15 protein-coding genes are annotated in these 15,685 nt (G+C 44.9%); 1 reads left to right on the forward strand and 14 read right to left on the reverse strand.

From position 1 onward, the window contains the following. The 9 genes from ACTQ53_RS02430 to polA form a co-directional block, all read right to left on the reverse strand. On the reverse strand, nt 1-441 hold a 441-nt coding region (locus ACTQ53_RS02430), incomplete at its 3' end, for a transposase (protein WP_171480318.1). 81 nt (nt 442-522) lie between these two features. Next, complete coding sequence (locus tag ACTQ53_RS02435) at nt 523-1,641, reverse strand: efflux RND transporter periplasmic adaptor subunit (protein ID WP_441931890.1); 1,119 nt, start codon at nt 1,639-1,641, stop codon at nt 523-525. A 23-nt stretch (nt 1,642-1,664) separates the two neighbouring features. After that, on the reverse strand, nt 1,665-2,912 hold the full coding sequence (locus ACTQ53_RS02440; protein WP_294970635.1) for an ABC transporter permease: 1,248 nt from the start codon (nt 2,910-2,912) through the stop codon (nt 1,665-1,667). Between the two features lie 16 nt (nt 2,913-2,928). Continuing rightward, nucleotides 2,929-4,188 carry an ABC transporter permease gene (locus tag ACTQ53_RS02445; RefSeq protein WP_441931891.1) on the reverse strand — a complete coding sequence of 420 codons (1,260 nt, stop codon included), beginning with the start codon at nt 4,186-4,188 and terminating at the stop codon, nt 2,929-2,931. A 15-nt stretch (nt 4,189-4,203) separates the two neighbouring features. After that, entirely contained in the window at nt 4,204-4,920 is a 717-nt protein-coding gene (locus tag ACTQ53_RS02450) for an ABC transporter ATP-binding protein (RefSeq protein ID WP_006848206.1), read from the reverse strand. A gap of 162 nt (nt 4,921-5,082) precedes the next feature. Continuing rightward, a complete protein-coding gene (locus ACTQ53_RS02455) occupies nt 5,083-5,454 on the reverse strand; it encodes a GntR family transcriptional regulator (RefSeq protein ID WP_119236617.1) in 372 nt (123 codons plus the stop codon). A 65-nt stretch (nt 5,455-5,519) separates the two neighbouring features. After that, the gene (locus tag ACTQ53_RS02460; protein ID WP_294970629.1) at nt 5,520-6,386 is read right to left on the reverse strand and encodes a hypothetical protein; all 867 of its coding nucleotides are present in this window, start codon (nt 6,384-6,386) and stop codon (nt 5,520-5,522) included. 63 nt (nt 6,387-6,449) lie between these two features. Beyond that, the gene (locus ACTQ53_RS02465) at nt 6,450-7,274 is read right to left on the reverse strand and encodes an ABC transporter ATP-binding protein (protein ID WP_298528886.1); all 825 of its coding nucleotides are present in this window, start codon (nt 7,272-7,274) and stop codon (nt 6,450-6,452) included. Nucleotides 7,275-7,533: 259 nt separating this feature from the next. Then, the gene (gene polA / locus ACTQ53_RS02470) at nt 7,534-10,296 is read right to left on the reverse strand and encodes a DNA polymerase I (RefSeq protein WP_441931892.1); all 2,763 of its coding nucleotides are present in this window, start codon (nt 10,294-10,296) and stop codon (nt 7,534-7,536) included. A gap of 107 nt (nt 10,297-10,403) precedes the next feature. Here polA and ACTQ53_RS02475 point away from each other — a divergent pair, with 107 nt between their 5' ends. After that, on the forward strand, nt 10,404-11,381 hold the full coding sequence (locus ACTQ53_RS02475; RefSeq protein ID WP_441931893.1) for a polyprenyl synthetase family protein: 978 nt from the start codon (nt 10,404-10,406) through the stop codon (nt 11,379-11,381). Between the two features lie 152 nt (nt 11,382-11,533). Here ACTQ53_RS02475 and deoC read toward each other — a convergent pair whose 3' ends face one another. From deoC to uvrC, 5 genes are all read right to left on the reverse strand, one after another. Further along, entirely contained in the window at nt 11,534-12,472 is a 939-nt protein-coding gene (gene deoC, locus ACTQ53_RS02480) for a deoxyribose-phosphate aldolase (protein ID WP_441931894.1), read from the reverse strand. Nucleotides 12,473-12,562: 90 nt separating this feature from the next. Continuing rightward, entirely contained in the window at nt 12,563-12,889 is a 327-nt protein-coding gene (locus ACTQ53_RS02485) for a nucleotide pyrophosphohydrolase (RefSeq protein ID WP_153122187.1), read from the reverse strand. Continuing rightward, on the reverse strand, nt 12,886-13,146 hold the full coding sequence (locus ACTQ53_RS02490; RefSeq protein ID WP_441931895.1) for a hypothetical protein: 261 nt from the start codon (nt 13,144-13,146) through the stop codon (nt 12,886-12,888). Before ACTQ53_RS02490 ends, ACTQ53_RS02485 begins: the two co-directional genes overlap by 4 nt. 21 nt (nt 13,147-13,167) lie before the next feature. Beyond that, nucleotides 13,168-13,620, reverse strand: a complete 453-nt coding sequence (dtd, locus tag ACTQ53_RS02495; RefSeq protein ID WP_117663579.1) for a D-aminoacyl-tRNA deacylase — start codon at nt 13,618-13,620, stop codon at nt 13,168-13,170. A gap of 119 nt (nt 13,621-13,739) precedes the next feature. Beyond that, a complete protein-coding gene (gene uvrC, locus ACTQ53_RS02500) occupies nt 13,740-15,587 on the reverse strand; it encodes an excinuclease ABC subunit UvrC (protein ID WP_441931896.1) in 1,848 nt (615 codons plus the stop codon). Nucleotides 15,588-15,685: the final 98 nt, after the last annotated feature.

A 15,685-nucleotide genomic window follows, 5' to 3' on the forward strand; every position in this document is an offset into this window, starting at 1 on the left:
GATTTCGGGTAATACACGGTCTGTTATAGAGCTGATAGTATCGGCTGATAGAGTTGTGTTGAACTCACGCTCAAAGTAGCTGCTGATGTCACGTGTGCTGGTGCCCATGGCGTACATCTCAATAATCTGGTCTGCCATGCCATTGGCAAGAATAGTCTCACGCTTCTTTACCGTCTCAGGTTGGAAAGTTCCGTCTCGGTCACGAGGAGTCTCTATAGTGACCTCACCATATTTTGTTTGAACCTTCTTACTCATCTTACCATTACGACGGTTGCCGGAAGAGCGTTCCTCTTCACTTAAATGAGCGTCCATCTCACCTTCGAGAGCTGAGTTGAGAATACGTTCTAACAATGGAGCTAATGCTCCGTCCTTGCCAAATAAGGCTTCACCACTACGCAACTGCTGAGCAGCTTTCTTGTAATCAATTTCTAAGTTGTCCATAATATAAAAACTGTGTTAAACTACTTTTATTGTAGCTTGACACAGTTTAGTTTACACTCTCCTTATTCTATACTGCTAAGATTATTCTTCATCATCCTTGTTGTCTGCCACAACCTGCGGACCTCTTACTTTGTCCTTCAGGCTCAGACCCTTCTTGATTTCGATGTTCACACCATCGCTCAATCCGGTGGTTACTTGCTTGCGCTCGTAGGTTTTCTTCTCGCCGCTGCCCTTTACGATATAAACAAAGGTGCTGTCGCCGCTGAACTCGATGGCACTCTCCGGAATGGTGAGAACCTTCAGAGCCTTGGATAATACTATCTCGGCGTTGGCGCTGTAGCCGGAACGGATCTTGCCGCCCTTTACTGAGCGGACGGCTGCCTTTACCTCAAACTGGTTGGCTCCATTGTTCTCTACAGCCTTTGGAGAAATGTACTCCAGGTCGGCATCAAACTTCAGGTCCTGCATCGCTCCGATGGTAATCTTCATCGGCATTCCTACTACCAGGTTGCCCACCTCGGTCTCATCGATGTTGCCACGGAAGATGAGGTCGTTCATGTTTGCCACACTGGCGATGGTGGTTCCGTCATTAAAGGTGTTGGCAAGAATCACGGAGTTACCCACCTTGACAGGAATATCGAGGATAATTCCCGAAATGGTAGAACGGATAAGGGTGGAAGAGGCGCTGGCGTTGCTCTTGGAAACACCATCACGAACCACTTCGAGCGCATCAAGGGCGGCAACTTTTTCCTCCTTTGCCTGCTGCAACGACTGTTTCACTTTGTCAAACTCATCGGCGCTGACCAGCTGCTTCTTGTAGAGCTGTTCCTCGCGACCATAGTTTACCTGTGCCTGCTTCAGGTTTATTTCGGCAAGGCGCACACGAGCCTGCGCCGAACTGAGCTGCCCCATATCCGGAATCACCTTTACCTTGGCGATTACCTCGCCTGCCTGCACGAAATCGCCAGCCTGCTTGCAGATTTCGGTGATGATACCACTAATCTGAGGCTTTACGTTCACCTCGTTGCGAGGCTCTATCTTACCCGTAATCACCGTGGTTTTCAACACATCGCCCATCTTTGGGGTAAACTCGGTATATTCCACAGGCTTAGGCTGTGATTTCTCATAAAGGAACACGAAGGTTCCGATGAAAATCAAGGCGACTATCGCCGCAACTATCAACTTTGAATACTTTTTCATATCTTTTATATCTTATTTTTCTTTTATTCGTCTCTCATTGCATCTACCGGCTTGATGCTCATGGCTCGCCACGCTGGGGCAAGTCCGGCTAGGCCGCCAAGGATGCAGATGAGGATGGCTGAAGAGATGGCTGTCCAGAAATCTACCTGGAAGTGGGCGGTGAGAATGCCATCCGTGGTGTTCGCCATTTCCAGCATCTGCAGGATGGCTACTCCGAAGATGATGCCGCTCATGCCTGCTACCAGGGTGAGGAGAATACTCTCTGAGATGATTTGCGAGAGAATCATCTTAGGCGTGGCTCCGATGGCTCGGCGAATGCCTATCTCGGTGGTTCGCTCCTTCACCGTTACCATCATGATGTTGGAAACTCCGATGGCGCCGGCGAGAAGGGTGCCGATACCTACCAGCCAGATGAGGAAGTTGACGCCCTTAAACAGATTGTCGAGCATCTGGAAGAGCACCTCCGTATTGAACACCATGATTCCCTTTTCATCTGAAGGGTCGATGTTGTGGGCCCTGGCTATGGTTTCACGCATTCGCTGGGCGATGCTGCTCATTACCACGCCCGGCTTACCCGTGGTGGCGATGATGTCGATGGCGGTTCCGCGGTTGTAGGCGGTGCGGAGCACAGATTGCGGAATGGTGATGGTTTCGTCGGCTCTACCGCCGAAGTTGATGCCATTTCCCGAGCGGTAATCTACACCCACCACCGTGTAATAGGTGGAATCCACTCGCACACTCTTGCCGCACGGGTCACCGCCGCCGGGGAAGAGGGTCTTGTAAATCTGTTTGCCGATGACGCAAACCTTGCGCTGGCGGCGCACATCCATCTCGTTGATGTATCTGCCGTAAAACATTTTAGGTGCGGAAACCTGGGCGTAGTCGGGATTCACGCCCTGCGTGCTGCCGCTGAATTTCTTGTCGCCAAACACCACCGACTTGTTGCCTCCGAAGAGCAGCGGGGTAATGACATCGAGTTCGGGTACCCTGTGGCGCAGTCGCTCCAGGTCTTTCTCTTCCATCTGCCAGGAACGCCCCTTGTTGAATCCCTTGTAGGGTTTGGTGGTGTTCTGCGCCCAGATGATGGCGGTGTTGGTGGCGAAGCCTGCGAAGTTGTTTTGCAGCATCTCCTTCAGTCCTTGTCCGCCACCCATCAGGGCGATGAGCATAAACACGCCCCAGAACACGCCGAAGCCCGTGAGCAGACTGCGGCTCTTGTTCCTCGTGATGGTGTCGAGAATCTCTTTATATGTATCTAAATCTAATCGCATAATAATAATTTATAGTTTATTCTGCTCTCAGCGCTTCTATCGGTCGGATTCTTGCAGCCTTGATGGCTGGGATGAGTCCGGCGATGGTGCCTGCGATGACGATGGCGATGGTAGCACCGATGCAGGTGCCGAGGCCCACCGTAGGGTTCACAAACATGGCGGCTTTAAACAGTCCGGTATCTACGGTGGTGTGGCCGATGGTTGCGTCCATGATTTCGTTTGCTGCCACGCCGCAGACCATTCCGATGTAGCCGAAGAACGAGGTGATGATGATGCTCTCGGTGATGATGAGCTTCAGTATCGACCAAGGTTTGGCACCGATGGCTTTTCTTACGCCAAACTCTCGGGTTCGCTCCTTCACGGTGATGAGCATGATGTTGCTTACGCCCACGATGCCGCTCAGCAGGGTGAACAGACCTACTATCCAGAGGGCAGTCTGCATGATGGCGATTCCCTGGTTCATCTGGATATTGTCCATGTATCGGTTCCAGAGCCAGATGGTGCGATCGTCATCAGGTGCAGCCTGGTGGTTGTTGTTGATGCTGGCACGATAGTTCTTCTCAAACTGCTCGTTATCTTCCTTGGTCTTCAGATTCTTGATGGTGAACTCCAGACTTCCTGCATCATCGCCCTTGGCGTAGATGGTCTTTATGGTGGAGTAGGCGATGAAAGCATCGGTATTGTTGCGCGATTCATCATCCTTGTAAATTCCTACCACCTGGAAGTTGAGGTTGCTGATCTTTACGTTCTTGCCCACCAGCGAACGGTAGTCTTTGCAGAGTTCCTTGGCCTGGCTTCGGCTCAGCACCACATTCTTGCGCTGCTCCTTCATATCAATTTCGTTGATGAATCGTCCGGCAATCAGCTCCGTCTTGTCGATTTTGGGATGTGTAGGAGCCACACCCACCAATGACTGGCTTGCCACATAATTATCGCCGTAGTTGATGTTCACGTTATACTGTTCCAATCTTCCACCCACATCATCCACGTACTGGCTGTATGTCTGGTTGCTGATGAGGATGTCCCTGTCGTTGAGCGTGATGCTTCTGCCTTCCTTCAGTCCCTTGTAAGCCTTGGAGGTTTCGCCTGGGAATACTCGCATGGAGTTGGCAAGGAATCGGGTGCTTTGCTGCAGCTGGGCATTAATCAGTCCGTTGCCGGCGCCCAGCAGGAATATCAGCATGAAGATTCCCCAGGCAACAGCAAATCCCGTGAGCGAAGTGCGGAGCTTGTTGCGCTTCGACGTGCTCCATATTTCTTTGATTAATTCTCTCATGTTCCAAGTTCAAAGTTATTTCACGTAGTCTTTCGATACGAGATGATGGTCTCTGTTGTCTTCGATGCTTCCGATGAGTCCGTCCTTGATATGGATAACCTTATCGGTCTCGTTGGCAACACCGCTTTCGTGGGTTACCACTACGATGGTCATTCCCTCTTTCTGGTGCAGTTCCTTCAGCAGGTCCATCACTTCCACGCTCGTTTTGGAGTCGAGGGCTCCGGTAGGCTCATCGGCAAGGATGATTTCGGGTTTGGTGATGAGGGCACGGGCGATGGCTACACGCTGCTTCTGTCCTCCCGACATCTCGTTGGGATAATGGTTGGCCCATTGCTTCAAGCCCAGTTTTTCGAGATATTCCATTGCCAGTTCGTGGCGCTTCTTGCGGCTCACGCCCTGGTAGAAGAGTGGAAGCTCCACGTTTTCCACCGCTGTCTTGAACGAGATGAGGTTGAACGACTGGAAGATGAAGCCTATCATCTTGTTGCGGTATTCGGCAGCACGGGTTTCCGAGAGGTCTTTGATGAGCACATCATTGAGTCGGTATTCGCCCGTATCGTAGTTGTCGAGAATACCCAATATATTTAATAAGGTGGATTTTCCCGAGCCGGAAGCACCCATGATGCTGACGAACTCGCCACGTTCGATGTCGAGGTCGATGCCCTTCAGCACATGGAGTGGCTGAGCACCCTGATAGGTCTTGTTGACGTCTTTTAGATGAATTAATGACATATAATACGTTTGTTTATTGATATGAATTTTAAACGTTAGACGCTTGCAACCTTCAGAAAGTTGCAAGCGTAGCCCTTTTTTAAAAACGTGATTATATCCACCTTATTATATATAAGGCAAAGATAGTAGTTAAAAATATACTTTTTAAGATAAATAGTGTCATCATATTCTTATCTTTTTGAGATTCTTCTCCAACTCTTCCTTCACTTCATCGATGGAGATGTCGAGAAGCTGCATTTGTCGGGCGAGTTCCGGGAGTCTTTCTTTCATAAACTCCTTCTTGCGGGTCTTTTTGATTTGCTTCTTGGCTCCTGCGGAAACAAAGTAGCCCAGGCCTCGCTTGTTGTAGATGATCTCATCGGTGGCAAGCAGGTCGTATGCCTTCACGGTTGTGTTGGCATTTACCTCCAGCAGCACGGCGTATTCCCTGACGCTCGGTATTCGCTCGTCCTCCTTGTACTTGCCCGCCAGAATCTCATCGCTCAATCGCTCGGCTATCTGTACGTATATCGCTTTATCATTACTGAAAATCATAATACTTTTGTTTTAAAGTTTTATCATTCTTATCGATATTTTCTTTTCATACTTCTTTTCTTCTCCTAGATGTTGATCCACTTGTTGCAGATTACTTGCATACGGGTGAAGAGCTTGTAGGATGCCCAGAGGCTGAAGGCTGCCAAAGCAAGGAAAACGACCGACCAGAAGATGGCGATGCAGAGAGAAGTGCCCGGATTATCATAGTTAAAATGCTTGAAGAAATCGAAAGCTCCCCATTCTTCAAGTTCGCTGCCACAATAACCTATAATCATGAAAATGATAATGCCAGATACGGCTGTCAGGATGATTGGCTGTTTGCGGAAGAATGTGCCGCCTAGCAGGCAGAAGGAGTAAATCATGGTGAGAAAGCTCCATCCGAGTATGGCTGCATCTATTTTATATTGCCCCGCTAAGATACAGATAAGATTGTCACCGGTATTGGTTGCGGCTTTGTATATTAGACTTAGAGAACTTCCGATGATACTTGCATGGTAACCGGGAGTCATGAAGAAGCTCAATACAAACTGCACGAAGTCGGCTATAAGTGTAGCAATGAGCATCATGAGGATACTGCCTACACTCATCATCAGGAAACGAGCTGCATATTTTTCCAGATTGTTGGCTGGCAACATCATGAAATTCTCACGTTGCAGCTTGGTCTTCATATTGCTAAAGATGTTGCAGGGAGATATGAAGAAAAACAATATGACAATAGCGGCAAGGAATACTGTCATGTTACCTTCGTAGTAATTACCCAAATCTCCTTCTACTATAAAATGGCTATGAGGAAAAGAATAAAGCATGGAAATGGAAAGCATGATGATGCCGATAGCCAATCCTGCTATACTGTAGAAATAGCTTTTCCAGTTGGTAAGCAAGTCCCAACGCAGCACCATTCCGAATCTATGTAAATCAAAAGTCTTGTTCATAATCGTTGTTATTTAAAATGATTTTATATTTTTCTAATTCTTGATGAACTTGATGGATAACGCTTACTCTGTAAGTTTTCCGCCTATCACTGCATTGAAGAGCAATTCCAGGTTCATCTGTGTTTCCTGTTCACCCTCTTGTCGCTTGCAGATGGCGGCATTGCCCTGCAGGGTTGGTTCGGCGTAGAGCACGGTGTCGTCTATCTCCTGTGGGTTGCGGTACTCGAAGGTGTATTTCTCGCAGATGTCTGAAACCGATGCATCGAGCAGGAGCTGGCTCTGGTTCATGATGATGATGTGGTCGAGCAACGACTCTACATCGTGCACCTGATGAGTAGAGATGATGAGGGTGCGGTCTTCCGTCATGTTATTGGCGATGACCTTACGGAACTGGCTCTTCGATGGGATGTCGAGACCATTGGTTGGCTCGTCCATCAGAAGAAAGCGGGTACCCGTGGCGAGTGCGAAACTCATGAATACCTTCTTCTTCTGTCCCATCGAGAGTTCGTTCAACTTGAGAGAGAGTGGTAAATCAAAATCCTTGAGGCAACGGTCCAGCACTTCCTGCGAGAAGTTAGGATAGAACTCCTGGTTCATCTTCACGTAGGTGGCGAGGGAAACGTTGGGCAGTTCAAACTCTTCGGGCACCATGAAGATGTCCTTCAGCATCTCTGCTCTGCGATCTTGTGCCGAAATGCCATCCACGAGAACGGTACCTTGTTGCTGGCGGAGCAATCCGCTGATGAGGTAGAGCAGGGTGCTCTTGCCTGTACCGTTCTTACCGAGCAAGCCATAAATGTTGTTCTCCTTGAGTTCCAAAGAGAAATCTCTAAATACAAGGTGCTTGCTACCTGGGTATCTGAAATCAATGTCTTTAATCTGTATCATAATCTTTAATGTTTTAGTGTACTACTTCAATAGAACACTGCAAAGGTATGCTTTTTTTCAATAAGTTCCAAACTTTTGGGCAATTATTTTCATACTTTAACGTAATGTTAACATTATCACCTTATTATATTAAGAAAGCGGATTGTAAAGCTAAGCAGATGGTTATAAGAATATGCAAAAGAAAAGGCCCGATATAGACGAAATATCTACATCGGGACCTGAAGTTTTGGGAATAGCTTTTGCTATTTATTCTATTTTATTAATGTGCTTCTAGCCAGTTTTTCCCCCAGCCGGCATCGGCTACTAAAGGTACACAGAGCTTATAAGCATTCTGCATTTCTTCTACAACAATCTTCTCTACTTTCTCTTTTTCCTCAGGGAAGACAGAGAAGTTGAGTTCATCGTGTACTTGGATTATCATCTTGCTCTTGATGCCTTCAGTCTTGAATCGGTTAAAGATTCTGATCATGGCAACCTTGATGATGTCTGCTTCAGAACCTTGGATAGGAGCATTGATGGCATTGCGCTCTGCGAAGCCTCTTACTGTACCGTTCTTACTGTTGATATCTGGCAGATAACGTCTTCTGTGGAAGAGAGTTTCGGCATAGCCTTTTTCTCTTGCCATTTCCTTAGATTTCTCCATATATGCCTGAACACCGGGGAAGGTACGGAAGTAATCTTCGATTATTTGCTTCGCCTCCTTGTTTTCGATGTTCATGCGCTGGGCAAGTCCGTAGGTAGTAATGCCATAGATGATTCCGAAGTTGGCGGTCTTTGCCTTCTTACGTTGTGTATCGGTGACGTCTTTGATGTCCTCATGCCAGATTTTGGCAGCAGTAGCTGCGTGGATATCGGAACCTTCCCGGAATGCTTCTACCATGTTTGGATCTTCACTCAAATGCGCCATGATACGAAGCTCTATCTGGGAGTAGTCTGCTGAAAAGAATAGACAACCTGGCTCTGGAATAAAGCATCGACGTATCTCCTTTCCGTCATCATCACGTACAGGAATATTCTGTAGGTTTGGATCGCTTGAAGAAAGGCGACCAGTTGCAGTAATTGCCTGGTTGAAGGAAGCGTGAATATGTCCTGTACGAGGATTGATAAGCTTTGGAAGAGCATCTACGTAGGTGCCGAGAAGTTTCTTTAAACCTCTGTAATTCAGAATCTCATCAATGATAGGACTCTTGCTGCGTAATTGTTGTAGCACTTCTTCGCTTGTCACATACTGTCCCGTTTTCGTCTTCTTAGGCTTCTCTACAATCTTCATCTTTCCGAAGAGGATTTCTCCTACTTGGCGAGGGGAGCCAATATTGAAGGATTCGCCAGCCAACTCATAGATATGGTGTTCTATTTCTGAGAGTCGGTTGGTTAAATTATTAGACGTTTCCTTTAAAGTATCCGTGTCGATGCATACTCCGTTCATCTCCATGTGGGCTAGAACCGGTACCAGTGGCATTTCTACATTCCAGAACAGGTCTTCACAATCTATCTCCTTGAGTTTTGGTTCCAATACATTTTTCAATCTCAGTGTGATATCTGCATCTTCAGCTGCATACTCGTAAACTTCGGATGGAGCGAGGTCGCGCATTGATTTCTGATTCTTTCCCTTTGGGCCAATCAACTCTTCGATGTGGACAGTTTGGTAATGAAGGAATACCTCTGCCAGATAATCCATGTTGTGATAGAGTTCTGGTTGGATGATGTAGTGGGCGAGCATCGTGTCGAACATCTTTCCCTGAATCTCTACTCCATAGTTCATCAAGACCTCGTAGTCGTACTTGATGTTTTGTCCCACTTTCAAGATTTCAGGGTTTTCATAGAGTGGTTTAAAGATGTTTACGATTTTTAAGGCTTCTTCACGATTTGCTGGGATCGCTACATAGAAAGCCTCTTTCTCTTTGACTGCAAAGCTTAATCCTACTAATTCTGCATCGATTGCAACCGTAGATGTGGTCTCTGTATCTAGACTTAAAATTTGCTTTGTAATTAAATAGTCATAAAGAGATTTTGCATCTTCCTCTGTTTCAATGAGTTTGTATGAATGCTCAACAGTTTTAATGGTGTCAAAACTCGTGTTTTTTTGCTCTTCTTGACCATCTGCTGGCTGTGCGCCAAATAAATCGAGCTCTCCCATAGGTTTTGTTTGCACCTTTTGAGGTTTTTTAAGAACTCGGTTAGCGAACGACTTAAACTCTAGTTCTGTGAAGATTTCATCCAACTTGGCGTTGTCTGGCTCTACCAATTTCAAGTCTTCCATTTTCAAGTCAACAGGAACATCCGTTCTGATAGTTGCCAAGAATTTCGAGATCTTGATATCTTCAATAGCTCCTTCTACTTTTTCTCGAAGTTTGCCTTTTACTTTAGATGAATTTTCAATCAAGCCTTCTACACTACCAAACTCATTGATGAGTTTGACAGCTGTCTTTTCTCCAACACCTGGGCAGCCCGGGAAATTATCAGCAGAGTCTCCCATTAAAGCAAGTAGGTCAATTACCTGAAGTGGGGAAGCGATGCTGTATTTTTCTTCAATCTCTTCCACTCCTAATTTTTCATATCCACCACCATGCCTTGGTCGGAACATGTATACGTTGTCTCGAACCAGCTGACCATAGTCTTTATCTGGTGTCAGCATATAGGTTTCAATACCTTTTTCTCCTGCTTGAATTGCTATAGTTCCAATGATGTCATCTGCCTCGAAACCGTCTACCTGTAGGATTGGAATATGGTAGGCTTCCAGGATATTTTTGATGATAGGGACTGAGATTTTAATGTCTTCAGGAGTTTCTTCTCGCTGAGCTTTATATGCAGGAAAAGCCTCATGACGGAAGGTCTTGCCATGGTCGAAAGCCACCGCAATATGGGTAGGTTTCTCCTTGGTAAGTATCTCGTTGAGGGTATTGCAAAATCCCATGACACACGAAGTATTGAGTCCCTTCGAATTGATACGAGGAGACTTCATAAAGGCGTAATACGACCTATAAATGAGCGCATAAGCGTCTAAAAGGAACAATTTATCCATAATATTCATTTTTGTGGTGTAAAATTACTAAAAAAATGCGATATTTCAAGAAGAATTGATTAATTTTGTATCAAAATTTAGAAATTTAGTAGATTTACTCATATTCAATGGACTATTTATCACTTATCAAGCAGCCTATTGAGGCTGAATTGGCAGATTTCATAGATTTGTTCAACAAGTCTTTGATGCATAGTGACGGGCTTCTTTCTCAGGTGCTCGATCACATACGTCAGCGTGCAGGAAAACGTATGCGACCTATGCTCATCTTGTTGATGGCCCGTAATTTTGGTAAAATTTCTACCGTCACACAGCATTCTGCAGTAGGATTGGAGCTTCTTCACACAGCTTCTCTTGTGCATGATGATGTTGTGGATGAGAGTGGGGAGCGCCGTGGCCAAGCTAGCGTCAATGCCACATATAATAATAAGGTTGCAGTGTTAGTAGGTGATTTTATTCTCTCTACTGCCTTGCTTCATGTTTCTTATTCTCATTCTGAAGAGATTGTTCGAGATCTTGCTGAGTTGGGACGTATCTTGTCAAATGGAGAGATACTTCAGTTGAACAGTATCAGTAATGAAGAAATCTCGGAAGATATCTATTATCAGGTTATTAAACAGAAGACTGCTGCTCTCTTTGAGGCTTGTGCCGGTATCGGTGCCATGTCAGCAAATGCTTCAGAATTGCAGATAAAAGCGGCTAAGCGCTTTGGTCAGAATCTGGGTATTATCTTCCAAATTCGTGATGATATTTTTGATTATTACGATTCTAAGGAGATAGGTAAACCTACTGGTAATGATATGACAGAAGGTAAACTCACTCTTCCTGTTATCTATGCTTTGAAAGCTACTGGTGATGAGGAGATGATAAAGTTGGCAAGAAAGGTTAAAGCACATACGGTTTCCCAAGATGAAATAGCTCAGTTAGTTGCTTTCACAAAGGAGAATAGTGGTATTGAATATGCAGACAGGCGCATGTGGGATTTTCATGCTGAGGCTATGGATTTCCTTGATAATTATGTTGAAGACAAGGATGTATATAATGCCTTGAAGGCTTATCTTGATTTTGTGATTGAGCGCAAAGCATAATTCGCTTGTTGACTCTTATAAAAATAGTCGCCCTGAGAAGACAAAAGCATTGTCTATGAATGCTTTTACCATTTCAGGGCGATTTTATTATTAACCTTATACTTAGGGTTTTACCCCTATTCTAAGTACTTTTATTCTTTCTTGGCGTATTTTTAAAAGTACTTGATTTCCTTACCTACGATTTCGCTCAAAAGGAGGTTTGTCAAGCGTGATGTTCCCAGTCGTAACCACTGGTTGGTCAACCATTTCTCGCCTAAGACTTCCTTTACGATAGTATAGTATACCACAGCATCGTGAACGGTGTTAATGCCACCTGCAGGCTTGAAACCAATCTGGATGCCCGTCTTCTCGTAGTATGCCTTGATAGCCTGGCACATAACGTAGGCAGCCTCTGGAGTAGCAGAAATCTTCTCCTTACCGGTTGAAGTCTTGATGTAGTCTGAACCTGCATACATTGCCAGAACTGAAGCCTTCATGATGTTGCTGCAGTTCTTTAAGTTTCCTGTTTCCAGGATGCACTTCATCTTATGCTCACCACAAGTTTCCTTGAGTTCCTGAATATCATCGCAGAGACCTTCGTAATCCTCGCTGAAGAATTTGCCAACTGGCATAACGATATCTACCTCTGTAGCACCATCCTTGATAGCCATGGCTGTCTCGGCAATCTTTACCTCGATAAATGTCTGAGAAGATGGGAAATTACCGCTTACAACTGCGATTTCTACGCCATCTACCTCCAAACTCTGACTGATAAGACCTGCAAAGTTAGGGTAGGTGCATACGGTTGCTACGTGAGGAAGTTCAGGATAATCCTTGGCAAATTGATTTACTTTCTCAATCATTGCCAGGATGCTTTCTTCTGTATCTTCTGTATGAAGAGATGTAAGTTCGATGCTGCCGAAGAGGAATTTCTTCACCTCCATGGTCTCGTTTTCCGCTACCTTCTCGTCAAGAATCTTCTTTACTTCTGCTGCAACTTCCTCATCGTTGAGGTCGCAGTTATACTGTTTCAAGACAGATAAATACTTATCGTCTGACTCGCTGTATTGTCCCTGCTGCTGTGCAAGAACCTGTTCTTTAATACTGCTCATACTTGATGTTACTTTTTTAATTATTAAAGTTAAGTTATTTATATGATTCCCTTCATTTCGGGTGTTTTATTCCTTTCAATTTCGGGTTGTTTATTCCTTCAATTTCGGGTTATTCTTATGTCTTTCCGAATCCCTTTGGGTCTTTTTGTCGATGCTTTTCTGAAGTTCTTCTGTAAGATCTATCCCCGTTTGATTGGCAAGACAGATGAGAACCCAGAGAACGTCTGCCATTTCCTCTCCTAGGTTAGGCTTTTCGCCTTTCTTGAAGCTCTGGTCGCCGTATGTTCGGGCGATGACACGAGCCAGTTCTCCTACTTCTTCCGTAAGACAAGCCATATTGGTAAGTTCGCTGAAATAGCGAACGCCATATTCCTTGATCCACTTATCTACTGCTTCCTGTGCTTCTTTTATAGTCATAACAGATGATCTTTAATTATGAAATAAGTCAAACATAGCCATAATCCAGTCATGAATATAGCGGCAATGGTGTTATAGATACCGATTTTTCCATTCTCCCTTTTGTCGCTGATGAACTCCATATTCAAGCCAATGGTAACGAGGGTTTCACCAACATATTCTGCCCATGGATTGTTTAAGAACCTTTGAGAAAAGGTAAACGTTATGATTATTCCTATAGCCAGGAACCAACTTTTATATTTTAAAATCTTTTCCATCTATTCTCGAATGTTTGTTTTTTACTCCTTATTATGGGTGTCCATCATGATGGTAACAGGACCATCATTCAGTAATTCTACCTTCATGTCGGCACCAAATTCGCCTGTTCCTACAGGCTTTCCGAGTGCATCGGATAGCTTCTTGCAGAACTCTTCATAGAGTGGGACACTGATTTCGTGCTTGGCAGCTCTTAGCCAGCTAGGGCGATTACCCTTCTTGTAGCTGGCGAAAAGGGTGAACTGGCTAATCACCAGAACCTCGCCGTTTACATCCATGATGGAGCGGTTCATTACGTGATTTTCGTCGTCGAAAACACGAAGGCCTATGACCTTTCTAACCAACCAATCTACGTCTTCAGATGTGTCGCTTTCCTCAACGCCGAGAAGGATCAGATAGCCCTGCTTGATGGCAGATTTCACTTCTCCTTCGATGGTAACAGAGGCATGGCCGACACGCTGTATTACTATTCTCATATTACTACTTTGAAATTTGAATGTTGAACATTGAACTTTATGAATAGCATTTTGTGGAATCCTGGGTTCTGTTCAATCTTTATTATTATTATTTAGTTTCAACTGCAAATATACGACTTTTATTTCATATTCTCGCTCTTTTCTGTGAAATAATTCACGAGAATCTCGGCTTTATGAGGTCCTAATACCTCGGTAAGCTGTTCCAGCGATGCTTCTTTTATCTTTTTCACGCTCTTGAACTTGCTCAGGAGCGTTTCTTTTGCCTTAGGACCGATGCCTTTGATGTCGTCTAACTCTGAATGGAGAGCGTGCTTGCTTCGCTTTTCGCGATGGAAGGTGATGGCGTATCTATGTACCTCGTCCTGTATCTGCGTCAATACCTTGAAAAGCTCGCTTTCTGGTGGTAGAGCGATGGTTTGTGGCGGGAAACCGTAGAGGAGTTCGTTGGTGCGATGGCGATCGTCCTTGGCAAGACCTGCGATAGGGATTTCCAGGTGCAGTTCGTCTTCTATCACCTCTCTTACCACCTCCATCTGGCCCTTTCCACCATCGGTTATGATAAGGTCTGGCAGGGGAGTTTCTTCCTCTATCATGCGGCTGTATCTTCGTCTTACCACCTCCTGCATCGAAGCATAGTCATCTGGTCCTTCCACCGTCTTGATGTTGTATTTTCTATAGTCCTTTCTTGATGGTTTCATACCTTTATATACTATACATCCAGCTACGGCATCCGTGCCCGATATGTTGGAATTATCGAAGCATTCTATCTGATAAGGCAGTTTTGGCAGCTTTAGTTTTACCTGCAATTCTTTCATCAATCGGGTTTGCTTCTGTTCCGGATTGAGCTTTTCTGCCTGCTTCAGACGGTCGAATTTATACTGCTTGCAGTTCATTTCCGATAGCTCCAGAAGGTGTTTCTTGTCGCCCCTCTGCGGCACGAAGAAGATGGCATCTTTCAGTTTCCATTCCATCTCGAAAGGCACGATAATCTCTTTCGAAGTAGAGTGGAAACGCTCTCTGATTTCCGGTATGGCAGTAATCAGAAGTTCCTCGTCACTCTCCTCCAGCTTGCGCTTATACTCGTAGGTGAAGCTCTGGTTGATGGTGCCGTTTTTCACGTGAATATAGTTGATGAAGGCATTCTTCATGGCGTCATCATTAACGATGGTGAAGACATCTACGTCGGTAATGGTATGGCTTACCACCTCGCTTTTTGCCTCAAATTCGTCCAGCAACTGATACTTCTTTTTGTATTCTTCTGCTATCTCAAAGCGGAGAAGTTCGGCATTTTTCATCATCAAGTCATAGAGATATTTGCCAACTTCCCGGGTGTTTCCTTTCAGAATTTCACGTGCTTGGCGCATGTTTTCCTGATATTCCTCGTAGCTTTGTTTGTTGATGCAAGGTGCTCCGCAGTTGTGAATATGATACTCTAAACAGGGTTTATATTTGCCTTCAGCAACGCCTTGTTTTGTGATGGGAAAGCGGCATGAGCGTGGTTTGTAGAGCTTTTTGATGACCTCTAAAACTGCATACATACTGCCTATATGAGGGTAAGGACCGAAGAATGTTCCCACCTTTTTATTGATATGGCGAGTCTTGAAAATGCGTGGAAAATACTCGTTTGTTACGCATATAGAAGGGTATGTTTTGCCGTCTTTCAGCAAAACATTATACCTTGGATTATACTTTTTAATAAGGCTGTTTTCCAGCAAAAGTGCATCTTCTTCGGTATTGACGACGGTGTATGAGATGTCAAAAATCTTAGAAACAAGTACCTTTGTCTTGTATCTATCTACCTCTTTATGGAAGTAGGATGACACTCTTCTCTTCAGATTTTTCGCCTTTCCCACGTATATAATCGTATGGTTTTCGTCGTAATATTGATAGCTTCCTGGCTTCTCCGGCATGCTTAAAACTATACTTTTTAGCCTTGCTAATCTTTCCTCATTTTCTTGTTTCGTCATATCTCTAAGGAGTTTTTAAGGGTAAAAGAGCGTTGCTGTTCCACGTGAAACTGCAACGCTCGTGTGTTGTTAAAGTACATTTTTGCTGCCTTAAACAG

The sequence above is a fragment of the Prevotella sp. Sow4_E9_plate genome (genome assembly GCF_052116205.1).
GTDB lineage: Bacteria > Bacteroidota > Bacteroidia > Bacteroidales > Bacteroidaceae > Prevotella.

Bases quoted from the DNA above. Each gene is read 5' to 3' on its own strand.
- ACTQ53_RS02435 (WP_441931890.1), bottom strand. From the start codon at position 1,641: ATGAAAAAGTATTCAAAGTTGATAGTTGCGGCGATAGTCGCCTTGATT.
- ACTQ53_RS02440 (WP_294970635.1), bottom strand. From the start codon at position 2,912: ATGCGATTAGATTTAGATACATATAAAGAGATTCTCGACACCATCACG.
- ACTQ53_RS02445 (WP_441931891.1), bottom strand. From the start codon at position 4,188: ATGAGAGAATTAATCAAAGAAATATGGAGCACGTCGAAGCGCAACAAG.
- ACTQ53_RS02450 (WP_006848206.1), bottom strand. From the start codon at position 4,920: ATGTCATTAATTCATCTAAAAGACGTCAACAAGACCTATCAGGGTGCT.
- ACTQ53_RS02455 (WP_119236617.1), bottom strand. From the start codon at position 5,454: ATGATTTTCAGTAATGATAAAGCGATATACGTACAGATAGCCGAGCGA.
- ACTQ53_RS02460 (WP_294970629.1), bottom strand. From the start codon at position 6,386: ATGAACAAGACTTTTGATTTACATAGATTCGGAATGGTGCTGCGTTGG.
- ACTQ53_RS02465 (WP_298528886.1), bottom strand. From the start codon at position 7,274: ATGATACAGATTAAAGACATTGATTTCAGATACCCAGGTAGCAAGCAC.
- polA (WP_441931892.1), bottom strand. From the start codon at position 10,296: ATGGATAAATTGTTCCTTTTAGACGCTTATGCGCTCATTTATAGGTCG.
- ACTQ53_RS02475 (WP_441931893.1), top strand. From the start codon at position 10,404: ATGGACTATTTATCACTTATCAAGCAGCCTATTGAGGCTGAATTGGCA.
- deoC (WP_441931894.1), bottom strand. From the start codon at position 12,472: ATGAGCAGTATTAAAGAACAGGTTCTTGCACAGCAGCAGGGACAATAC.
- ACTQ53_RS02485 (WP_153122187.1), bottom strand. From the start codon at position 12,889: ATGACTATAAAAGAAGCACAGGAAGCAGTAGATAAGTGGATCAAGGAA.
- ACTQ53_RS02490 (WP_441931895.1), bottom strand. From the start codon at position 13,146: ATGGAAAAGATTTTAAAATATAAAAGTTGGTTCCTGGCTATAGGAATA.
- dtd (WP_117663579.1), bottom strand. From the start codon at position 13,620: ATGAGAATAGTAATACAGCGTGTCGGCCATGCCTCTGTTACCATCGAA.
- uvrC (WP_441931896.1), bottom strand. From the start codon at position 15,587: ATGACGAAACAAGAAAATGAGGAAAGATTAGCAAGGCTAAAAAGTATA.